We start from the raw sequence: 21922 nt of genomic DNA on the forward strand, positions 1-21922 counted from the left end.
GAAGAGGCCCTATTCGGTCGGTGTCGGCAACGCTCGAAAATGAGGCCGATCCGACGCTATGGCCTCGTTTTCAAGCGTCGTCGACAGTCGGGCCACCGTGGAACCCGAGGCGAGGCCAATCGCCTACCTTCACGACGAGCCACTGATCGACCGATCTCGCCAAACTGTCCCGCGCGCGCGTCGGCAATCCTCCCTGCATCTCGACAACCACAGCCCGCGGTCGGCATCGCGGGCGAGGCCCTCCATCTGGGCGTACTTCGGGTGCCGCGAGACCGGAGTCGAACTGTCGCGGGCCTCGGCGGACCCGGAACGGATCTGGGCGGCGCCGATGTCGCGGCCGGAGGCCTGCACGTACCGCAGCCAGCGGCCGTAGGTGTCGACGTCGTCCTGGGTCGGGTCGCTCACGAGAGTCACCTGGGTGCCGGCGGGCAGCAGCTGCTCGAGGTGCCGCGTCGCAGCCTGGCCGTAGCACTCCCCCGGCTTGCCGGGATGCGGGATCTCGGGAGCACTGATCCCGAGGAGCCGCACCCGGACGTCGCGGCCGTCACGCAGGTCGACCTGGACCGTGTCGCCGTCGAGGACGTAGGCAACGACGCCGGCCGTGCGCTGGCCACGCTCGCCGGAGTCAGGGCCGGCGGGCCGGGTGTCGAGGAGGTCGCCTCCGAACGCGAATCCGCCGACGACCACGCGGATGCCGACGACGACCACCAGGGCCACGATCGCCAGCGAGATGATCCGGACGGGCTTGCTCGCGATCACCGGGCCACCCCCGTAGCGGGAGCGGCCGCCGGATGGTGCGGCGCGGCCGCCGGGCGAGGACTCGGTGACGGCGGAAGGAGTGCCGGCCGCCTCTTCACGACCTCGGGCTCTGCACCCCAGACGTCGGCCGCATCGAGCAGGGAAGGCTGGCTACTGGTCCGCGACCAGGCCAACACATTGGTCAGGTTCTTCTCCGGCCCGTAGGTGAGATAGGTGCCGTCGCACGAATCCGCACGGATCGCCTCGGCGTAGCGGAACCGCTTCTCGCTGTTGACCCGGCCGACGTGGATCCACTTCCCCATCGAGGACGCGACCGCAGCGAGGTTGCAGGCCTCAGGTCCGAGCTTCCAGTCGGTGGTGCCGCCGATGAACAGGCAGTCGATCTCGTCCCACAGGTCCCAGGTGGAGAACTCCATCCCGTTCTGTGCCACGTAGGCCACCGGGTACCCCAGTGCGCGGATCTTCGACAGCCAGGGCCGAGATCGTTCCTCAGTGGCTCTCGCGTCTCCGACAACATCGGGCGCAGTCGCGAACAGACACGTCGCGGCATCCGCAGCGTTGGCCTCGAGGAACTCCCACCACCGGCTCGGCTCCCACTGCTCGGAGAAGCACCCGTTGTCGGCACACCACCGCACACCAGCTGGGCGCCGGTTGCCCTGCTTCGGTGTGTCGATGAAACCGATCACGCCCTCATCCATGGCGGCGCCGATCGACTCGTTCCCGCAAGGATTCGCTAGGTACAACACGAGGACCTCCCCGCGGCGGATCGCAGCTTCATCGGGCCACCCCTGTCGCAGGCGATGGCCGCCGCAGCTCGTCCGCCTCGCGTGGCCGCGACGCCGGAGGCAGGAGCGCCGGCCGCTGCCCAGAAGCCGCGCGCTCGGCCGCCGACGTGTTCTGAGCGACGGCGCTCTGAACTCGCGGGTTCGCATCCCCCAGCAGCGCCTGCAGTGTCGCCGGGGCGATGTTGGGGTTCGTCGCCAGCGCCGCTCGGACCTGCGTGTCCGGATCGGCCTGGAGCCGGGTCAGGACCGCGGGGTCGACGTGCGGGTTGCGTGCCAGGGCGCGGCGCACGTCGGGCTCCCGGTCGAGGGCGACGCGGTGCGAGTCAGCGGCCTCGATGTTCGGGTTCGACGCGGCATGCTGGCGCACCCACGCATCCGTGTCCTCGTGCGCCACTCGGTACAGGGCCTCGGGCGGCAGTGACGGGTTCTCGGCCGCACGGGCCCTGGTGTCTGTCAAGCCGTCTCGCGAGAGCCGCTCGAGGACGTCGGTCGGGGTGGCCGGGTTCTTGGCGATCGCGATCAGGGTGTTGCGGTCGGCGCTCTCCCAGCCGGCGAGGATCTCCGGCGGAGTGCTCGGGTTGCTGGCGACGGCCTGGCGTACGTCGGGGTCGACCCAGGTGCGGCCGGGTGCCGGTGCGGTGGCGAGGTGCTCGAGGACCGCCGTCGAGGCGTTCGGGTGTCGGCCGATCGCGGCGAGCACCATCAGGTCGTTGTCGCCGAGCATCCGCGACAACGTGGCCGAGTTGGTCGAAGGGTTGCTGGCGACGTACCAGCGGACCTTGGTCTCGGTGAGCTCCTTGGCCTCGTCCGGGTCTGATGCGAGACGGTCCAGCGCCTCGGCCGGCGTGTGCGGGTTCCGGGCGACCTGCCGACGCACCGTGACGTCCTCGTCAGCGGCCAGCCGCCCCAGCGTCGAAGCGGAGGTCGAGGCGTTCTCCGCGACCGTGCGCCGATTGAGACCGATCTCGCTGTGCGCGATGTCGTCGAGGACGGCTGGGTCGGTGCTCCTGCGTGCCTCGCTGTAGCGCACCGCCAGCGCCGGATCGATCGGCAGCGTCGCGGCGGTCGGGGTCGGGTCGGTCCCGGCGAGCGGCTTGTAGGCAACGATCGGGGTGCCGTCGCCATGACGGACGATGAGGATCCCGGCTGCGTCCCGCTCGGCACGGGTGCCCGACCAGGACAGGTGGGCGCCCCGGTCTCCGTCGACCGGGGTGGTGATCATCTTGTGACTCGTCTGTTTGGTGACGGTGCGCACATCCGGCTCGGTCTGGTCGCGCTGCCCAGCCAGGTAGAAGACCTGCACCCGCGCACCCACAGGGAGGCTCCGGCGCAGCTCGGCGATCGAGATCCGCTCGCGGCCCTCCCCGATCGGCCGGGAACCTGCGGTCCGCTCCGTGGCGGCTGGCCGGGTCCGGCCGTGCTGCGCGGACTCCCATGCCTTCACCTCCAGGCTCGGGTGAGTGGCGAGCCACCCGGCCAGCGCATCCGCTGCCCGGACGCTCCTCGCCCGCGACGACTCGAGGTACACCGAGTCGCGGGCCTGGCGCTGGTAGCGCTGGTGTGCGCGCGCGACGAGAACCGCGGCGCCAGCGTCGAGGTAGCCGCGGGAGCGGTCGTCCACGTCGAGGATCACCGCGTCGTGGCGGTCGCCCTCGGAGTACTCGAAGATGACCTTCTCGGAGGAATGGGCCGTCCTCCGCTCGCACGTGAAGGTGAACTGGTCAGGCAGACGCAGGTTCTCCAACGCCGTGCGCTGCTGGTCGGTGTAGTTGCGGATCCGCATCGGTACCTCCTGGTTGTGGCCGGTCGGATCAGTGGCGTCAGGCGCTGCTGTTTCGCGCTTCGGATCGGTCGGCGCCTCGGCGGCTGCCTGGCCGAGGTGTTGGTCCTCGAGAAGCTCGAGCAGGTCGGCCGGCTCCTGGTCGAGCACGGCCGAGAGCGCCCGCTCGTGGAGCTGGATCCGCTCTGCATCGAGGGCCGCCTTCTTCTGCTCCCACGCCGGGAGCACGCCGCTGGCCTCGAACGCATCCAGTTCGCGGATGTAGGCCTCCTGCCGAGGCGTGAGCGGCTCGCCCTCGACGATCGGCCCACAGCCGATGGCCGCCGCGCTGGCTGCGAACCGCGGGTACGTCCTGCTGTGCTCGCGCAGCTGCTCGCGGAGCTCGACGAGCTGCTCGCGGATCTCGGTGGGCACCGACTCGGCGATCGCCTCGATGTCGGGCCACGCGATCAGCTCGCGTGGGTTGTGCCAGGACTCGTCGAGGCCGAACCCGAGCCCGTCGGTCGTGCCGGCGATCCGCTCCCCCGTCGTCGGGTCGGTGTGGTGTGTGCCGGACCATCCGGACTCCCTCACTTGGGCGACCTCGGACGGGTCGAGGAGGATCGAGGTCATCGCCCAGGTCGACCACGACCGCAGCAGCTCGTGCTGACGACGCCGGCTCGTCACGAGGTTCGGGTGCCCGGTCACCGTGCTACCCCCGGGCCGGGGGCCGGCCACCCCGGCGTCAGCTTCGTTCGCTCCTCGGCCCCAGGCGCCGCGGCGTTCGGAGGCAGCAGTGCTGGCCGATCCGGGGTGTGGTCGGCGTCGAGGTCGAGCCCCTCGAGGATCGAGGACGTTGGAATGCCCATGGCCCGGAACGTCGCGACGCTGAGCCGGTCGGCGTGCGCCTTCACGACTTCTACCTCGGCCGCGCGCACAGCATCCTCGCCGAGCTCGCGCACCGCGGTTTCCCGGCTGCCGTCGTCCTGGCCGGCCATCAGACCTCTCCGGGGTAGTGCTCGTGCGGCGGGCACGAGCAGTCCTCGCACGGCAGGAAATGGTGCGAGTGGCTGCACCACGGACAGGGCAGGTCGTGCCCCAGGCTGAGCGGCCCCGTGCGCCGCTCAGCCCGAGCCCGCTCGGGTCGCGGAGGAGCCCCGAGCGTTCCGGTGGCCATCACGCTACCTGGACGCCGGCGGCCTCAGCAGTGCCGCCGGCGTCCCCGTCGCTGGTGTCGGAGTCGTCGCTGGTGTCGGTCTCGACCTGGCGCAGCCGTCGTACCGTCGCCTGGTCGAGACCGGTCAGCTTCACGACGTCCTTGACCGCCAGCTTCTCCGCCAGGAGCCGCTCGATCGCGGCCGAGGCCGCGACCTCCGCGTCCTTGACCGCCTGCTCGGCCTGGGCCCGGTCCTCCCAGGCCACCTCGACGTCGACCGACGCCTCGTCGATGCGCCGCTCCCGGGCCAGTTGGTCCGGGTCGAGCTTGAGCCGGCGCTCGCGCGCCGCCTTCAGCCGGGCGTCCCGAGCCCGATCCCGAACTGCCTGTGCCTGAGTCGCCTTGCTGCCCACTGGGGACCACCTTCCTCGCTTGTCACGTCACGGAAATCCACCGCGACCCTTCACAAGCGAGAAGCAACCTCGATCGCCCCAGATCGGACACCTCGACCCAACCAATTTCGAACCACCGAAACCCACCCGCCTCACTCGTGTCGAGATGCAGGGAAGATTGACAAACGCCCCGCGGGCGACCTTGACAGATCCGGCATTCTTGGCGCCGGTCGTCAAAGTAGGGCGCCGGCCAGATCGCGTCCCCAGTTCGGTCCGCCATGCTTCAGCTTCAGGTCAGCCAGGCCACCAGGGCGTTGTTAGTCGTTGGCCAATATCGATGGAGCTTCGAGGAGCGCAACGACTTCGCGCTGTAGTCGCTCGATCTGTAGATGTCGGCTCTCGATCTCTTCCCGCAGTTCGTCGATGAGTCGGTAGATTCGGGTGACGTCGTTGAGGGTTGCGGTGCGATCCCTGACCCGTGCCTCCGTGTCGTCGCGCCTGGCCGCCCGCCGAGTCATCCTCCCGTTTGCTTCCGCCTCCCGAGCGACGTCACTCGCCTCGACCTCCCACAGCTTCCGCTTGCCGGCTGACGCCATCCGAGCGCGCACGCGAGGTGGTTCCGAGATCGCCCACTTGCGGATGGTTTCCGTGGTCAGGCCCGTCCTGTCGGCGGCCTGCGCGAGTGTGAGCCAGGTGTCCACGGCCTGTCCTCGCTAGAACTGTCGGTGGGTTGGTCTACCTTGGGCAACGATGGGCAACGATGGAGACTTCAAGAGTAGCCTGACTCTGGCCGAAGAAGCCACAGTCGGGCTGCTGTTCGCACTCTCCAAGGCAAGGGCGCTGCCGGCACGGCCTTGGCCACTTGTCGCTGCATGCCAAGTGTTGGCCAAACGATTGCCCGCGACTTCCCCGTACTCGGCTCACCTGGGCCTGGCGACTGATTCGGTCCGCGGTGAGTCGATAGTGGCTGCCTGGATGCTGGTCTTGGCGGAGGCGGGGTCGGTTGCCGGCCGAGGTCGGATGGCGGCTGCAGCTTGGATCCCGGCGAGCGGCTGGATCGAGGGGTGGACGCTCGCGGCCGACAACCTGCCCCGAGATGAGGCGGAGGCGTGGGATGCGGCGGCTCAGACTCTGACGAGGACGCTATCGATCTGGCGGAAGGCAAGCTCTGCCGCCTGATCCCGCGTCGGACCGTCTGCCCTCAAGGCCGCAGCCCCACGCCAGCCTGACGCGTAGTGGCGTTCGGTCTCGTATCGCCACGTCCCGTCACGCATTCTCCTGCCTCGCACCCGCATGTCCTGGCCATTCCACGTCCCCAGGTATTCGACGCTGTCATCGGCGTACGCGGGCCATTCCCAATCGACGAATCTCGCGCGGTTGAGGGCCGCGATCATCTCCGCGGCGCTCTGGTATCTGCCATCCGGGGTAGGGCGCGTGGCCTTGCGGACGATCCGGCGGAGCGAGTCCGGCACGTGGGGCGCGAAGCCGGCGTGGCGGGGCATGATCGCCGGTCGGCCAGCTGCCAGCCTCCTGGCCAGGGTTTCGACGTCGTAGGAGTCGTACGGGATAGGCCCGGACAGGACCTCGCCGATCGACATCCCAATGGAGTACAGGTCGGAGCTTACACTGTGCGGGTACCCGGTGAACGTCTCCGGCGGGGCCCAAAAGCCCGGGCTCAGGAGCGGCGGCGCTTCACGACGGTCGTCCATGCGTACGGCCTCTCCAAGGTCCCCCACCTTCACGAGCGAATCGTCGCCGGAGAGGAGCAGGTTCGGTGTCTTGAGGTCGCGGTGGAGAACTTTGTGGACATCGTGAAGGTGCGCGACGCCACGGAGAGCCCGGATGGCGAGGTCACGGCCAGCTGAGGTGCGGAACCGCACCCCGCGTTCCATCGCATCGAAGGTGCTGCCCTGCTCGTAGTACGGCATCGTCATCTCGATGATCGCGAGCGTCGGGTCTGATCCCGCGACCTCGGCAACGTCGTAGATGTCAGCGACATTGGGGTGGTCAATCTCCCGCAGCAGGGTTGCTTCGGTGGCAGCCAGAGTGCCTTCGCGGCCGAGGCGGCTGATCCTCTTGCCGACTTGGCGTGCCTGAGTGATCACGTTGCGGTAGAGCCTGACCTCGCATCCGCCGTAGTGGAGGGTTCGGACAACCCCATAGGGGAGCGTGAGGGTGCCCTCCGCGACCAGGTAGTCACTCATCGGAGCATTCCGTTGCGAAGACGAGCGCTGCGGCAGCGGCCGGAGCTCGGGATGCCCAGTTTGTCGGGGCGTCGATGTCTAGGGCTTCCGCCACCCTGGAGCGAAGCGCTGGCTTGGTGGGAGCAACGTCGAACCGCTTCCTGACCGCGGCGTGGGTCACGCGTGTGACGGGGACGCCGATGCGCTCCGCAGCAATCAGCACGATCGCTTCCACCTGGCCCCGTCGGTGGGCAACGTGCACGGCACGCGCCTGGCTGGAGGTGCCCGCGTCCAGCAACGCGATCGCAGTTGGGTCAAGGCGCGTCAGATGCGCCTCCAAGCTGTGCTCGAGCTCGGAAAGGGCCCTGGCCTCGCCCAGCATGTCGTAGTCAACCCGAAGGCGGTCATCGCGGTCTTCTACGTGCATGCCGTCACCGCCAACGCAATAGAACCAAAGTCCGCCTGCGACGATGTTCACCCCGAGAATCACCTCGGCGGCATCGGTGTCGGGCATGACGTCGAGTATGCCGCGATCCAGCGGAGGTCGTTGCGAAATCGGCATCTGCGCGCGGCGGTTTCAGCCGAGAACCGGGCTGTCGGCGACGTCGGCGCCTGCGGTCACATCCATCACGCCAGTCCACCGCCGACATTTCAATAACTAGTAAATATTTACTGCTATTGTCTGGGGTGTGCGTGTGGGCCGGCCGACGAAGGACGCCGTCGGGCCCACCCAACTTGGCCGAGTCCTGATCGAACGCCGACGCGCAGCCGGCATCACTCGTTCGACGCTCGCCTCCAGAGCAGGGCTATCGACCAACACCTTGATGAAGGTCGAGCAGGGACAGACTCAGGACCCAGGCGTACTCAAAGTCGCCGCGCTCTGCCGGGCGTTGTCCGTGTCGATCGACGAACTGGTGCACGACGCCGAACACAACCAACTACCTCGGGAGGCCATCGCCATGACCAACGGAATCGTCTCGGTCGGCTACGAGGGTCGCACCATCGAGACCTTCGTTGACGAACTGGTCCGAGCAGGGGTCAAGACGGTCGCCGACGTTCGTCTCAACGCGATCAGCCGCAAGGCCGGCTTCTCGAAGACGCGCCTGCGGGATGCACTGGCAGCTGCCGGTATCGAGTACCGACACATGCGCAGCCTGGGGAACGCGAAGGAGAACCGGAGCCCGTTCTGGGACGGACGCGTCGAGGAAGGCCGACGCGTATTCCGTGAAGCCCTCCAAGAACCGGAGGCGGAGTCATCGATCGAGGAGCTCTCCGCTCTTGTACGTGATCAGATCGTCGCAGTGCTCTGCTTCGAATCCGACGTGGAGAAGTGCCACCGCAAGGTCGTCATCGATGAGGTGGTCAGCGGGAAGGACGTGCCCGTAGTCGCGCTCCCGGGCTAGGGCGTGTCTCCCTATTCGCGAAGCCAGATGGTGATGGCGCGTAGGACGACGCCTCCTCGATAGACCACCGCGAGCTTGTCGTAGCGGGTGGCCAGGCCGCGCCATTGCTTGTGGTCGTTGAAGGACCGCTCGATGACGTTGCGCCCCCTGTAGGTCACGGCGTCGAATGAGGGCGGACGACCGCCGGCCGATCCGCGCCGTTTGCGGTGGGCGATCTGGTCCGAAGGCTGCGGGATGACCGCCCTGACTCGGCGGGATCGCAGCTCGGCGCGGATCGCGCGGGATGAGTAGGCCTTGTCGCCGAGCACGGCGTCCGGGCGAGTGCGCGGCCGCCCCGGACCGAGGCGCTTGACGGCCAGGTGCGACAGGAGTGGCTTGAGCATCGGGGAGTCGCCGGCCTGGCCGGGCGTGAGCGCGATGACCAGCGGGCGGCCCTGCCCATCGACGAGTTGGTGGATCTTGGTCGACATCCCGCCGCGGGAGCGACCGAGCGCGTGGTCAGGGGGCTCGGCACGCAGGTCCTTGTAGTTCGACTCAGCCCCCCGTGCGGCGCCCGGCTGGCACCTCGATGCGGCTCAACGTGGTGGCGTGCTGGTGCGCCCGGTTGATCGTGGAGTCCACCGACACGTCCCACTCGACCTGCCCGGCGGCGTCGGCTTCGGCGACCAGCCGGGCATGTACCTTGTCCCACGTTCCGTCGGTGCTGAACCGCTTGTGGCGCTTCCAGATCGTCTGCCACGGGCCGAAGGACTCGGGCAGGTCCCGCCACGCCACCCCGGTCCGGAACCGGTAGACGATGCCCTCGATCACCTGTCGGTGATCGCGAAACGGCCGACCCCGCTGGCCGTCCGAGGAGGGCATCAACGGCTCGATCCGAGCCCACTGAGCGTCAGTCAGCACCGCAGAACGCGACATGCGTCAACAATCCCGGCTCGACCCCGCGTTCTTTGGGAGACACGCCCTAGGAGCCCTTCTTCGGGTAGTAGGCGCCGAGGATGCTGAACGTCTGTGGGCGCTTGGCCTGGTTTCCGACGTAGAACGCCACGTCGTTGTTGGGGGCGCAGATCTCCTCGAGGAAGCGCTTTCGGATCTCTGCCTGGGCTTCAGCATCGGAGCGGTCCCACAACTTCCGCTGAAGGGCTACGAACTCCCAGTCGATGATCGACTGCTCGTGCGTACCGCCCTTGGGATCGCCGCACCGCCACTTGTAGTAGCCCCTGAAGCGCGGAGCTTCCAGCGGCGTCTTGTCGTGGGGTTCATCGAACACATCGAGCTCGAGTTGATTGACTTAGGCGTCGATCTTCGCCAGCTCGTCCTTACTCCAGCCGGGATGCGGCTCCAACCGGAAGCCGAGGATCTCCCTCGGCCGCACGAGTGCCAGCGATCGGGCTCGAGGATCGGCGGCTGCGTTAGCCCGGATGCGGCACATCGAGTCGTCGATGATCGGATCTAACAGCTTTCGACGCTTCCGCCAGGGCGGCAGATGGGTCTCGACATGGAGAGTGGACATGTTCGGCTTCCATGACTCGAGCCGTGCCTCGCCGGCGGGCTGGCAGTCGACGGTGACGATGTCGTACTTCTTGAACTGCTCCGTCGCGGACGGGAGGTGCCGGAAGTTGATCGGGTACAGCCGGATCCAACCCGTCGGGCCGAAGTCACCGAGCTGGATGCCAGCAACGCAGACGGTTTCGCCGTAGGTGACCGATGGGTTCGGCGCTGCCTTGACGGTGATCAGGACGCGCTGTCGTGCCGGCTCGACCGGCTTCTCCGCTGGGTGCTCGACGGTGTCGCCGAACAAGGTCTCCATCGTCATGGCCGCCTCGCTCAAATGCTGGGAGCTCGAAGGTAATCGGTACGTCCGACAGTTTCGCCGCAGTGTTCCTTCCGCGGTGGACACGGGCATGACCCCCTGCTGGCGATGAGGTCGTCTGACTGCTGACCGTCGGACGGGATCCCAATGGTGATCGGCTCCGCTCAGTTCGAGCAGTAGACCTCGAACCTTCCCTTGGTCACGCTCTGGACGTAGGAGGCTGCGCCTGCGATCAGTCGCAGTTGCTCATCGGTCGATGCCGCCACGCTGAGGCCCGGTTGCGCGATGATCGTGGTCATCTTCGGGAACAGTTGGGGCGCCCTTTCGCGGATACGGAAGAGGGTCTCACGGTCTCCGGTCTCGAATGCGCTGCCGCCGGTGCGGCGTGCGTACGCAGCGGCCCGGCGATCGAGGTGGCCCAATAGGGGGCTGCCGGCGTGGTCTCGCCATCGGGCGCCTCGCATGGCCTGTCCGCAGACCTCGTACAGGTCCGCGAGGCGACCGCCTGGTGTGGAGCTTGTGGAGTACTTGCAGTGGACGAGCGTGATGTGCAGCTCGTTGCCATCGACTCGTAGACCGACGAGGTCAGCGGCCTCGCCAGCGCGGTCGTCGTCGATGAGCACGTCAAAGGTCTGGCTGTCGGTCAGGTGTCGCACCATGAAGGCTTGGATGGAGTCCGCGCGGCGTTCGGTGCCTTGGGACTCGACGCGGATGTCGACGCCGTCCCAGGTGATCGCCGAGAGAAGGTTGCGGTCGTAGGGCGGCAGTTCTGTCCTGGGTTCGAGGAGGCGGTCTCCGTCGGTGATCATCCTGTCGCCGCTCAGGAACAGAGTGGGTTTGTTCGCGTTGAGCCATGCCGATAGCGGGGTCGTGGCGTCACGGTGGTCGTGGATCTCGGCGTCGTCTTGGGTGGTCGGTCGGTAGTGCAGACCCGCGGGCCCGAAGTCAGCTTCGTAGGCGACTTCCCAGGTTGGGGTCACGACGGAGAACTTGAACGGTCCTGTCTCCGAATGGTCGTCGACGCGCAACTCGGCATCGGTGAGCATGAGGGAGGCGCTGTCGTGCTTGACGCGCAGCGAGGTGCCGGTGCCGAGATAGAGGCGCCAGGGCCATTCCATGGCCAGCAGCGGGTGAGGCGGTCGAACCTTCAAGTCGACGGGGATGATCATGTCACGGAAGAGCGTGCGCAGGTCCACGGTCGTGTCGAGGAGTTTGCGGCCTTGTTGGTCGCACCATTCGCGCCACTGCGCCAGGTTGGCGGCGCTTCTCATCGACCAGAACCTTCCAGACAGCGACGCGGCGATGGTCATACGATCGCCGTCTTCGAACGCCTTGGCTGCGATGTGGGTGTTGGTCTTGTGGTTCCGCTCGGCCTCGGTCAGTGCCGTCTCGACATCACTGCCGACGTGCATGGAGAAGCGCTTGTCTCGGTCGCGAGCATCGAGCAGCCCGACGTTGGTGGGCACGATGCGGTCAAGGGCGGCGAAGACGCGGAAGGTGTTCAAGCCTTGCACTTGGTCGGGCTCGCTTCCGAGCACTGCGCGAGCCAACGGTTCATAGTTCCGTTTCGTGTCAGAACCATGGATGTAGAGGACTCCGCTGCTTGCGTCGAAGTACATGACCACGAGGGTGTATGAGGCTGGATGGAGGGAGGGCACGTGGCCCCAGCGCAGGTCGTCGATCGTCTCGAGGATGAACCACGCCACTTCGGCAGTGGTGCTTGCACTGATCGTGTCGTCAAGGACAGCGTCGCCATAGACGAGCCGAGCGGCGAAGGGATTCCAGTCCGTTGCTGTGGTGACGAAGGCGATCGCGCTCATCTTGGGCTCGAGTAGCCCAACGGGCACATCAGCCGGGTCGCCTTCGAAGGAGGCTTCGAACTCGCTTATCTCCTCGGCGCGAGTGGTCGCGCGTTCGGTGATGTCACTCAGAAGCGTGTTCCAGTCTGCATCCTCCCGCAGTAGGAACCGGAGAGGGGAGAGCGCTGAGGATGGATCTTGGCGGACGAACACGCTGGCGCGGCCGACCGGCGTGGGGGAAGACGTGCGCGCTAAGCGACCGACCAGTTGGATCATCGGGCTCAGCGACTTGTGCGAGTCGTGGAAGGCGCCGACCTTGAGGTTCGGGAGGTCGAAGCCCTCGCCCAGCATGTCGACGCAGACGATGACACGGCTACTCCGAGTGCGAATGGCTTCGAGAGCATTCCGTCGCTTCGTCTTTGACAGACTGTCGTGCAGCACGGTCGGTTGGAGGTCCGACCCGAGCCGGCTGTACAAGGCGTGCAGTTCCTCGGCCCTGCTCTTTTGGTTGGTCCGTGCCAGCAGAATGTGGTCAAGCCCGGCTTGCTGGTCGGCCCGCAGGCGTGCGAGCGCTGTGGTTGCGAGCGCCTCGTCGTCGTCATCGAGATCGAGGACTGCAGTGAAGTCGATGGTGCTGAAGTAGCCGTCCCTCTGCGCTTCGCGGAGAGGAAAGCGGAAAATGATGCGGCCAGGGATCGTTCGCCCATCCCGGCGGTATGGCGTAGCCGTGAATAGCAGTACCGAGCGCTCGCCGAACGCTCTGATGATCTCGGTCCATGTACTGGCCGGCGCGTGGTGAGCCTCGTCGACGATCAGATGCGTGAACGCGCCGTACAGGGCTTCTCGCACCAAGGGGCTGTTGGCTTGGATTGCGCTCGGCGTCGCGATCACGACGTTGGCAGCCGCGACGAACTCCCTGGCCTGCTCCTCGTCATCGAAGCGATGCTCCACCCGTCCGACGCACGGGCGCAGAGCGCTCGGCGCCGCGATGCCCAGCGCGTGAAGAATCCCGAGGGTCTCGAACTTCGATGCGATCTGGTCTCGCAGGGCCGACGAGGGCACGATGACCAACACCTTCGTAGGGCGTTCGACCAGCGTCCACGCGATAAACGTCTCGGTCTTGCCGGTACCAGTCGGCATGACGACGATCCCGGGCTCAGCCACACCTGATGTCTGGTACCCGACGATCGAGTGCAAGGCAGCGATCTGGGGACGCCTGAGGCTATGCGGCTCATCGTGGCGTGTGAATCCCATGGCGCCACGGAAGGAATCGAGCACCACGGCCGGTGGGATCGGGCGACGCTCGCCGATCCATGTCAGCACCCCATCGTGACCATCGAGCGCCGACAAGTCAGCAGTCAGCTCAGATGTTTCGACCGTCTGACCGGCGCGCGACGCGCGCCACGACCCGAAGTTGGTCGAGACTTGCAGGCTGCCTTCATCCCCGGTGACGGCGACGGCTCTGGACGCCGGCACCAAGAGCTGGCGTACGCGGTTGCGCCCGAAGACCAGGTCCTCGGCCCAGACATCTTCCGTCTCGATCACCATCGGTACCACCTCCTCGACCGAGGATGCACGAATCTAAGACCAGTCGTGGGCGATTCGCGCGAGACGTTTCGGCGCAGGCTCGGTGCCCCGAGACCAGGGGTCGTGAGCGCGGCATCATGGGTTCTCCTCCAACTGGCTAGCGCACGAGGCACGCTCGTCGTGGGAGCATGCGGTCATGCTGGTCATCGACGCTGCGGTGTGGCCGAGCGGCAAGTCGGCCGGATCGGAGTCGATCGGACGCATCGCGATCGGGCAGGTCTCCGTGAGTGCCGGCGGCGACTACGCCGACTACCTCGTCGCCGAGATCGACGGCAGCGGACAGACCACACGCGCCCGGGTGCTCCGGCGCCGGCACGTGATGGCCGGGTGGCGGGACCTGCTCTGGGCGGCACTGGATGGCGACGCCGCCGAGCCCGTCGCTGTCGACGATCCGCAGGTGGCCCGGATCGTGGCCAAGGTTCGTGAGGGCGTTTCGCCACCAGCTTGATCAGCAACTGAGAGCCCGAGACGCTGCGCAGGTAGGGGCGCTGTCACGCGTCTGTCCCTCGCTCGTCGGGTGCGGGCGGTGTGTCCGTGTCGAGGGTCTCAAGAAGCTGACGGCCGGATGCGGTGAGCTCGTTGAAGGCGTGCATGTAGAACATGGTGGTCATCTCGTCCGGGCGTACGTCGTCGAAGGCGTCGAGCAGTCGGCGGAACTCCTCGACCGCTTCGGCAACGGTGGGTGCGAGGTCCAGCCAGTCCGCCTCGGACTCGCCGGGCGCCGGCTGGTGCGTTGTCAGCGAGTGGCTCGTCGAGACCCATCGCCACACGACGCGTGTTGAGCCGTGTGGTGCGGTGATGGTGAGTTGTACGGCGGATCCGCCCGGGTCGTGCTCTGGTCCCGCGGGGCGCCGCAGCCACACGAGGGCGGGGTCGCCGACACAATCGTCGGTGGCTGCGAGGAAGCGGGCTTCGCGGAGGGCATGGATATCGGCCGCGTCCGGCGCCGGCAGCGGCGGTGCGTACGGGTTGTCGACGAACGGCCTGAACCCCGCGGGGGTGTGGGCGGCGAAGAATTCGTCTTCGGCGACGCCGTACCAGGTGGCCATGTTCTCTTCGATGAGCAGCCGGACCCGCTCGGAGCCATTCGTCATGGCCCATTCCTTCAGGCGGGCGATCCCCTCATCGCGTGCCCGGGTCCGCGCCTCTTCTGCTTCGTGCCATTCCCGAAGTGCCCGATCGCGGGACTCCTGGTTGATCGCATCGAGCTCACGGCGCCAGGCGGCCGCCTGCGCTCCGTGGGTGATCTCGCGGACTTTGTCGCGGTGCTTGGCCATCACGTCCAATGGGTCGGGTCCTCCGGGGACGGCAGTTCGGCGGATGCGTGGCCAGTCGGGTTCGGTGACTTCATAGGTCTCTTCCCCAAAAGACATGATCGGTTCTTGCCAGGTCTTGACGCGACGCTCTCTCAGCACGTCTCGGTGTGCTTCAAGGAGTTCGGCGAGGAGAGCGTCGACGGCGGCGGCTGTGGCTCGGAGTGTCTCGAAGAGGTCCTCGACGGTCGGAGTGGTGACCGCGATGGGCGCGCCCATGTGATCGGCGAGGAGGTCCCGCTCCTCTTGGGTGATCGCGTCCAGGTCGACTGCGATGCTCTCGGTACTGGGGTCGAGACCCGCGCGAATGGTGGCAGCACGGTCGACGTAGATCGGCACCTGGATCGTCACCATCACGCGCCTCCATTCGGTTCTTGTAGATGACGTCCGGGGCTGACGAGCGGCGGTGGCTGGTCTACCAGCCGCGTCCGACGGATCTCGACGACCGCCGAGATGATGTCCCGGTCGGCCAAGAACGATCGATAGCGCTCGAGGTGCTGTTCACGCGCATCTCGAGCGGCCTGGTCCGTGAGGTGCACGCTGACGAGTTCATCGGCGTCCCACAGTCCCCACGCCTCGTCATTGTGTTTCACGCAATCCTCCTCCTGGGTTGCGACGCGGTGGCCACCGCGATCTCGAGGAGCGCGTTGGTTGCGTCCGCGGAGAGCCGCTTCGCGTAGCGACGGAATCGTGCGCGGTCGGTGTGGTCGGGCGGTTGTTGCCAGCCGGGACTGGTGTCGATGTGCCCGTGCGCGTACTCGGTCCACAGCCACGTCACGGCATAGCCCGAGCTGGTTGCGCGACTGCCCGGGCGGTAGATGCGCGCCCACCGCCGGTACCACCTCGCCGTCGATGCGAGGCTGCGTACGACGGCCTCGCGGGATCGGTAGTCCACGCCTGCATCGAGCTGCCCAGTGAGGTCGTCGAGGACTTTCACGAACCTGTCGGCCCGAACGAGGAGGTCGGCGCTGCAGGCGCGTGCGGTGTTGACGCCTATCCCGGAGGGCAGGCCGAGCGTGGTCGCGGCCTCTGCCCACGACCCCGCGGCCGTGTGGCGGCGGGAGAGGCAGAGCGAGGTGAACAGGCGGCTCGTCTTGGGGCGGACGGCGAGCATCCCATCCAGGTGCCGGTCGTACAGGGTGGCCGGGAGGACCTGCGGGATCGCCGCCGCCGGCAGGTCCACTGGCTGGTGTGGTGGGGCGTGGTCGAGGAGCGTCGCGACGCGGCGCCGGGACGCGGTCGCGGCCATCACCAGTCCGGTCAGGGTCGGCGTCATCGCGGTGTGGTCGGCCAGCCACCCGAGCTGACCCTCGTTGCACGCGGGTGTCAGCTCTGTCCACGGGTGTAGGGCATCGGCCGCGGTCTCGGCATCGGGTTGGCGAAGGATCGCGTCCGCCGCAGCGAGGGCCTCGCCGCGCAGTCTCAGGTCGGCCGGTGGGGCCAGGCCCCATCGGACTCCCCCACCGGCGGCGCTCCGGCCCCGATCCGCCCGCGCGTCGGACGCCCAGGTCGCCACCTCGTCCGCACCGTCCTGGGTAGCGAGGTGCAGCAGCAACACCGTCAGCGCCTTCAACTCGGCCAGGTACTCCGTCGGTTCAGCCTGCTGGCCGACCACAGTGATTGGGCCACCGGCGATAGCGGTATCGATCTGCCCCTGCGCCTCCAGAACCGCTGGGGGCGCGGTGTCGGTGCGGATCTCGGTGAGCGGCTGAGAGCAGTTCCGGCCTCGGACACCGGCGGGGTTGCCGCATGTGCCCCAGGCTGCGTCCACCGGCCGCAGCGGCGTCCGATGCGTCCGGAACCGTTGCCGACAGTTGGGGCAGGTCCCGGCCAGCCACGAGCCATGTCGTACGCAGGCGGACACCCACGGATGCCGCCAGACGATCCGCCAAACTCCGTCCTCGACCAGACACACCGGGCAGAGCGCGGTGCCGTGTTCGGGTGGCCAGCCACGGGATGCCACCGTGCGCCATGTCGCTCGCTCGGCCGGATCGAGACCGGACACGTCGACGCCCGGCATCGCGGCGAGCGCACCGCCGTCCAGCACCGCGGCGTCCATCGCCGTCAGGGCCGCGACGTTGGCGCTCAGCTGTGGATCGGGAGCCGTGGTCAGGAACGTGGTCCTGGCTCCACCGGCGCTGATGCGCCGAACGAGAATCGGATGGTCCATGCCGTTGGCAGCCGCGAGGCGTTCGAGGTAGCCGTCGATCGCCTCCCCCGACGCCCGGACCACCGTGACCGGTAGCCGCGCGAGCTCAGCCGACATCACGTTGCCCCTCGCGCGTCGTCTCAGTGGGCTGGTGGTGGCGAGCCACGTCGTCGGTCACTGCACCGAGCTGTTCATACCCGTACTCGAGGAGTACGAGTCGGTCCTCGGGGGTGAGACTGTGCTCGAAGGCGGCCAGGCGTGCCCGCGCAGCCGCGTGATGCGGCGAGTGGTGCAAGACACCACCGGCGAGCTCGATCCACAGCCATGCCGCCGCGTCACGGGCCAGCGGGTTGGCGCGCACACGGCTGGCGACCTTGCGATCCCGCACCGGCTTGCTGAGTCGCCGCAGCACCATCGCGGGTACTGTGCGGACCGTCGTAAGAGTCTCGCGTCGCTGTTGATAGTCGATGCGCCTGTCGAGATCTGTGGTGGCAAGTTGGCCAGCCAGGCGGTGGAGGATCCTCAGCCCGGCAACGTCGTGGGCGAGCAACTGGTTGATGGCGGCGATCTCGCGGGTCTGTCGCAATGGTCCGCGCCCGGCGATCAGCTCCTCCTTGGTGAGCCGGTGCCCACTGTGGGCGAGCACGACCTCTCGTCGCATCGCCCGAGAGACGGCGTACCCGATCGCTTCCAGATGACAGCCACCGATCGGTGAGAAGCCCGGGCCGAGCAGATGGTCAGGCACGTGACGCTCCTGCAGTCCCCATCGGCGGATGTCGCGCTGTAGCCGGTCCCGCTCCGCTTCGACGTCCCCGAGGCCGGCAGAGACTCCCTCGACGTCACTGAGGAGGGTGCTGGTCGCGGTCGCTTTCACGTGCTCCCGAAACGTCTTCACCGTCTCGGTGGCCGGCCACGCCGCCTGAGAGAACAGGGCGATCCAATCCGGGTCACGCCACGCCAAGTCCCTAGGTTTGCCCAGTCCAGTCCCGACCGGCATCGAGGTAGGTATCGGTCCCCGCGCGGGTGACCACCACCAGCCCGTGCAGAGGTGGAAGCTCAGCAGCCGCCAGAACCGTTGGATCCGCTCGTCGTCGCGAAGACGGCCTGCGGTGAGCGCTTCGAGGTAGTAAGCCTGCAGCTCGCGTGCGGGCGCGGGCGCCAAGTCACGTGCGCAGTCGTCATCGCTGAGCAGGCGACCGCACTCGGTGCAGGCCGTCACCAGGGCCAGGCGACTCCAGATGGTCTGGAACCCGCACGCCGGGCACCCCCAGCGGCGAGCCACGCGGAAGTCGCGCCACGCGAGCGTGGAGTACGCCGGACCGAGGTGTCCTGCCAGGCAGTGGCCGGATACCGACACAGGATCGACCCCCAGGACATCAGCCAGCCGCTCTGCGACGTCGGCCTCGGGCCGGTCGTAGAGGCTCTTGAAGCTCTTCAGACCTGTCCTGGGTTGGATCGCGAAGCCCGTCACTGCCTGGAGGCGCCAGATCATCGACGGGATGGACTCATCGGGCCAAGGCACGACGCTGACCGATGGCCGCCTCATCCCGCGACCTTCCCGGAGGTTGTGGCGCGAGCTCGGTGCCGTCGCATTAGGTCGCGTTCGCCGTCCTGGGCGCGCTGGCTCAGCGAGATCTGCCCGAGTCCGCTGCGGTTCACCCTCGCACGCCCCTCAGTGAGCGCTCCCGCCGTGGCCTCGATCAGGAGCCGCGCGGCGTCGCTGACGAATCCCTGCGTCCTGACCCAGATGTAGGTGGAGTTCTTGGTCGCGAAGTCCCCTTCCCCGTTGCCAGACAGGTAGGGCAGCAGGGTCGCCTCGCAGGTCTTGAGGAACCGTTGCCAGTGGCGTCGGCCGGCATCGGTGTCGATCTCGTAAGCGTCGAAAGAGTGCTGTGCCAGGCGTCCACGGATCTGTTCGTCCTCCAGGACGTCGCCGCCGGTGAGATTGGCTCCGACCAGCACCAGGACTCCGCCAAGTTCGCCCAGTTCGGTGTTCAGATGCTTGATTGCGTCCAGCGTCGCCCGTCCGGTCTTCGACGTAGTGCGCAGCATGTGGGCGTCGTCGATGATCACCATCCGCGTTCCGTGTATCGCCAGCGCTTGGATGGCGCGTTCGACGATCACGCGGACCTTGCCGCCGGGATCGACGTCTTCGTCGGGCTTGGTGAACGCGAACAGCTGCGCGTAGAGGTCGGTCGCTCGCGAGTCCGCGAGGAGAGTCGTGTAGTTGACCGGGATGACATCGGCCAAGTGGCCGGGCTTCGGCGACCACCGCGGCAGCTCGCCCGCGGCGGCGTCCGTGTCATCCTCGACCGGCCACTCGGCCAACCACGTGCGATGGAACTCCTGCGCCCACCGCTTGACCATCGTCGACTTGCCAGCCGTGTACGGCGCCGAGAGCGACAAGATCGTCCGCGCCCCGCACGGCTCGAGCAGCGCCGACTCCAACGCGCGGGTCATCTGCTGCGCGACCCGGTCGTGGATCGGTGACGTCAGCGTCCGGGCACGCAAACCGTGGCGGACCTGAGTCGCGTACTCGCGGCGCGCGGCGTCGCTGAGTCGCTTGAGCTCCCGCTGCGACAACGGCTCCGGCAGAGCCGGCGGAGACGCAGTGACCTGCAGATGCCAGTTGCGCGCCCGCATCATCCACCATCCAGCTCGTCGTAGTCGGGCCACACCTCATCCACGTCGTACAGGGGCGAATCGTTGGCTGGTTGCTCGCGACGTCGAATCGGCGTGACGACGCCATCCGAGCCGTCCAACAGTGCCGCAGCCTCGGCGGCTTCGGCGTGGTCACGTTGGGCCTGCTCCCGCCGGACTCGTGCCGCATACGACTGTGCCCGCAACTCGGCGGTCTCCTTCGCAGTCGTCAACCGACCGAGCTCGTCGATGATCTGCCGACGAGCCGAATCCGCCTTCAACGCTCTGTTTCCGCCCCGGGCCCTGACGTTGACGATTGCCCGGTCGACCATGAAGTCGCTCAGGGGCAGATCACGTAGGTGGGCGGCCTTCAGTCCGATCTCGTGGATCCGGTCGGAGTCGGGGTGACGAAGCCAGATCCGCGTCATGTCTCGTGGGTCGTAGTGGAAGGGCACCTGGCGCGAACCTGCCTTGAATGCGCCGCGCCGGAGGTCCCGGAACTCCTCGAGGATCTCGCCGTCGTAGGAGAGGTTCTTGTATTCGACCCCTGCATGGCCGATCGCGAGCCAGGCCTTCGGAAGGAATTGGTAGATCAGGTCCGGATGCTGCGGCACATCGATGCGGCCTGTGGCTTGCATCATCGCGTCCCACATCTCCAGCGGTGAGAGCCGCACCTTCTCCGCACCGGGCAGAACGAGTCCCTGGTGCCAACTGCGGTGGTAGTCCAGTGCAACGAACCGTCGGAGGTGACGTTCCAACTCAGCGGCCGTCAGGAGAGCCTCGCCTGGCTCGTCGACCCTGCGCCCACGTTCGGACACGTTGCGGCCCTTGAAGCCCGGGAGGGCTTGGTAGGCCCGTTGGAAGGTCTCATGGACTCGCTCAATATGAGGGTTGTCGGTGGGCTTGGACCCGCGGGACAGCATCAGGTCGACCCCGAGGTCTCGAAGCAGAGCCCGAAGCGGCTCCGAGACGAAGACCGACCCGTTGTCCGCACGCAACGAGATGGGATTCACGCCAGGCTTGTGGTGGACGCCCTGGATGCTCTGCAGACTTTGACCCGGCGGGATCATCCTCTTCGGCGAGCGGTGGATGGTCACGCCGGTGAGGTCGAGCAATTCCGGAACGCCGCACCAGCGCCAGTCCTCGACCGTCGTCCCGTCAACGAGCATCGACATCGGTCGCATGGCGTCGTAGAGCACGAGGCCGGCTTCGAGCCCATTGGCCGACTGCGGGACGACCCGGAGAGCCACGATCACTCGTGTAGCGACGCTGATCACCGTGATGATCTCGACGTTGCGGGGACACTCGTGGATCTCGTCCCAGACACGAACGTCAGCACGAGTCACATCGACTGCGAGGTGACCCGGATACATCGCGGCGAAGCTGGTGTGCGCCGACGCGGCGCGTCGTAGATGCCGCGACCGGTGCGCGCGGGTCGTGCCGCCGAGCGCGCGGTGGCGCTCCGAGAGGTACTCCTGGAACAGTCGCTCCGGAACCTGGACATCGGCGATGCCGTCTTCCTTCATCCGAAGCAGAATCTCTGCCTTGATGGTCTCCAGGTTGACCTTGGATTCGTCCCCGTTGAACCGCGCGAACAGGTCGTCGGCGATCCTGCGAACACGCTCATCGAGCGCGTCGAACCCCTGGCTCCCGCGGGTGGAGCGCTTGTCGACCAACCCCCGGAGACCGTGCTTCTGCCACGCCCGAACCCAGCCCCGGACGGTGCTGACGGAGACGCCGTCCGACGTGAGTTCACCATCTTGGATTCGACGGATCATCACTCGGTCGCGCTGCTGTTCGTAGGCGAGCTGGCGTGCCATGCGCTCGCAGCGTTGGAAGATGCTGGTTTCGGTGTCGCCGAATGGCAGGTACGGCTCACCCGGTTGGGCGAGGCGTGGATGGCCCCAGCGGTATCCCGTCAGCACCTCCAGCACGACTTCAAGGCGAAAGAGCGCGATCTGTCTGACCCCCTCGGGAAGCCCCCACCACCACGGCTCAAGTGCTTCCAGGGCTGCTTCGACTCGACCATCGACGATTCGGCAGCCGGTGACCTCGCCATACGGGATCTCGCGTCGGACGCCAGTGCTGTTCTCGACCGTGACGGCGTGGCGACCGAGTTCGACCACCACCAGGTAGCCGTCCTCGTCGCTCAACAACCGGGCGCCGACTTCCAGGCTGGTCCTCGAG

Annotated in this window: 19 protein-coding genes and 1 pseudogene; 2 read left to right on the top strand and 18 right to left on the bottom strand. The window is 67.3% G+C overall.

What is annotated here, in order from left to right:
- Window positions 1–129: 129 nt before the first annotated feature.
- The 8 genes from K8W59_RS19415 to K8W59_RS19450 form a co-directional block, all read right to left on the bottom strand.
- Window positions 130–759, bottom strand: coding sequence for a thermonuclease family protein (locus K8W59_RS19415; protein ID WP_223396624.1), 630 nt, complete (start codon window positions 757–759; stop codon window positions 130–132).
- The gene (locus K8W59_RS19420; protein WP_223396625.1) at window positions 756–1199 is read right to left on the bottom strand and encodes a hypothetical protein; all 444 of its coding nucleotides are present in this window, start codon (window positions 1197–1199) and stop codon (window positions 756–758) included. Before K8W59_RS19420 ends, K8W59_RS19415 begins: the two co-directional genes overlap by 4 nt.
- Before the next feature lie 334 nt (window positions 1200–1533).
- Window positions 1534–4011, bottom strand: coding sequence for a hypothetical protein (locus K8W59_RS19425; RefSeq protein ID WP_223396626.1), 2478 nt, complete (start codon window positions 4009–4011; stop codon window positions 1534–1536).
- Entirely contained in the window at window positions 4008–4301 is a 294-nt protein-coding gene (locus K8W59_RS19430; protein ID WP_223396627.1) for a hypothetical protein, read from the bottom strand. Before K8W59_RS19430 ends, K8W59_RS19425 begins: the two co-directional genes overlap by 4 nt.
- Before the next feature lie 178 nt (window positions 4302–4479).
- A complete protein-coding gene (locus K8W59_RS19435) occupies window positions 4480–4872 on the bottom strand; it encodes a hypothetical protein (protein ID WP_223396628.1) in 393 nt (130 codons plus the stop codon).
- 296 nt (window positions 4873–5168) lie between these two features.
- Complete coding sequence (locus K8W59_RS19440; protein WP_223396629.1) at window positions 5169–5552, bottom strand: hypothetical protein; 384 nt, start codon at window positions 5550–5552, stop codon at window positions 5169–5171.
- 423 nt (window positions 5553–5975) lie between these two features.
- Complete coding sequence (locus tag K8W59_RS19445; RefSeq protein WP_223396630.1) at window positions 5976–7055, bottom strand: protein kinase domain-containing protein; 1080 nt, start codon at window positions 7053–7055, stop codon at window positions 5976–5978.
- A complete protein-coding gene (locus K8W59_RS19450; RefSeq protein WP_223396631.1) occupies window positions 7048–7548 on the bottom strand; it encodes a hypothetical protein in 501 nt (166 codons plus the stop codon). Before K8W59_RS19450 ends, K8W59_RS19445 begins: the two co-directional genes overlap by 8 nt.
- A gap of 181 nt (window positions 7549–7729) precedes the next feature.
- On the opposite strand from K8W59_RS19450, the gene K8W59_RS19455 reads away from it, so the two are divergent.
- Window positions 7730–8437: a DUF488 family protein, N3 subclade gene (locus K8W59_RS19455; RefSeq protein ID WP_223399967.1), complete on the top strand. Its 708-nt coding sequence runs from the start codon at window positions 7730–7732 to the stop codon at window positions 8435–8437.
- Window positions 8438–8448: 11 nt separating this feature from the next.
- Here K8W59_RS19455 and K8W59_RS19460 read toward each other — a convergent pair.
- From K8W59_RS19460 to K8W59_RS19475, 4 genes and pseudogenes are all read right to left on the bottom strand, one after another.
- Window positions 8449–9352, bottom strand: a pseudogene (locus tag K8W59_RS19460) (IS5 family transposase).
- Between the two features lie 46 nt (window positions 9353–9398).
- Complete coding sequence (locus K8W59_RS19465; RefSeq protein ID WP_223396632.1) at window positions 9399–9704, bottom strand: hypothetical protein; 306 nt, start codon at window positions 9702–9704, stop codon at window positions 9399–9401.
- A 21-nt stretch (window positions 9705–9725) separates the two neighbouring features.
- Entirely contained in the window at window positions 9726–10250 is a 525-nt protein-coding gene (locus tag K8W59_RS19470; protein WP_223396633.1) for a hypothetical protein, read from the bottom strand.
- 161 nt (window positions 10251–10411) lie between these two features.
- Window positions 10412–13594, bottom strand: coding sequence for a DEAD/DEAH box helicase (locus K8W59_RS19475; protein ID WP_223396634.1), 3183 nt, complete (start codon window positions 13592–13594; stop codon window positions 10412–10414).
- A 175-nt stretch (window positions 13595–13769) separates the two neighbouring features.
- Here K8W59_RS19475 and K8W59_RS19480 point away from each other — a divergent pair, with 175 nt between their 5' ends.
- Complete coding sequence (locus K8W59_RS19480) at window positions 13770–14081, top strand: hypothetical protein (RefSeq protein WP_223396635.1); 312 nt, start codon at window positions 13770–13772, stop codon at window positions 14079–14081.
- A 43-nt stretch (window positions 14082–14124) separates the two neighbouring features.
- Here K8W59_RS19480 and K8W59_RS19485 read toward each other — a convergent pair whose 3' ends face one another.
- Genes K8W59_RS19485 through K8W59_RS19510 form a run of 6 tightly spaced genes read right to left on the bottom strand, consistent with a single transcriptional unit; the run spans window position 14125 to window position 21888 of the window.
- Window positions 14125–15300: a hypothetical protein gene (locus tag K8W59_RS19485; RefSeq protein WP_223396636.1), complete on the bottom strand. Its 1176-nt coding sequence runs from the start codon at window positions 15298–15300 to the stop codon at window positions 14125–14127.
- Window positions 15300–15539, bottom strand: a complete 240-nt coding sequence (locus K8W59_RS19490) for a hypothetical protein (RefSeq protein WP_223396637.1) — start codon at window positions 15537–15539, stop codon at window positions 15300–15302. Before K8W59_RS19490 ends, K8W59_RS19485 begins: the two co-directional genes overlap by 1 nt.
- Window positions 15536–17212: a TniQ family protein gene (locus K8W59_RS19495; RefSeq protein WP_223396638.1), complete on the bottom strand. Its 1677-nt coding sequence runs from the start codon at window positions 17210–17212 to the stop codon at window positions 15536–15538. The genes K8W59_RS19490 and K8W59_RS19495 overlap by 4 nt, the downstream gene beginning before the upstream one ends.
- Window positions 17202–18587, bottom strand: a complete 1386-nt coding sequence (locus tag K8W59_RS19500) for a hypothetical protein (RefSeq protein WP_223396639.1) — start codon at window positions 18585–18587, stop codon at window positions 17202–17204. Before K8W59_RS19500 ends, K8W59_RS19495 begins: the two co-directional genes overlap by 11 nt.
- A gap of 50 nt (window positions 18588–18637) precedes the next feature.
- Entirely contained in the window at window positions 18638–19738 is a 1101-nt protein-coding gene (locus K8W59_RS19505) for a TniB family NTP-binding protein (protein ID WP_223396640.1), read from the bottom strand.
- Entirely contained in the window at window positions 19738–21888 is a 2151-nt protein-coding gene (locus K8W59_RS19510; RefSeq protein ID WP_223396641.1) for a helix-turn-helix domain-containing protein, read from the bottom strand. The genes K8W59_RS19505 and K8W59_RS19510 overlap by 1 nt, the downstream gene beginning before the upstream one ends.
- Window positions 21889–21922 lie beyond the last annotated feature (34 nt).

It is taken from the genome of Nocardioides rotundus (assembly GCF_019931675.1).
GTDB lineage: Bacteria > Actinomycetota > Actinomycetes > Propionibacteriales > Nocardioidaceae > Nocardioides > Nocardioides rotundus.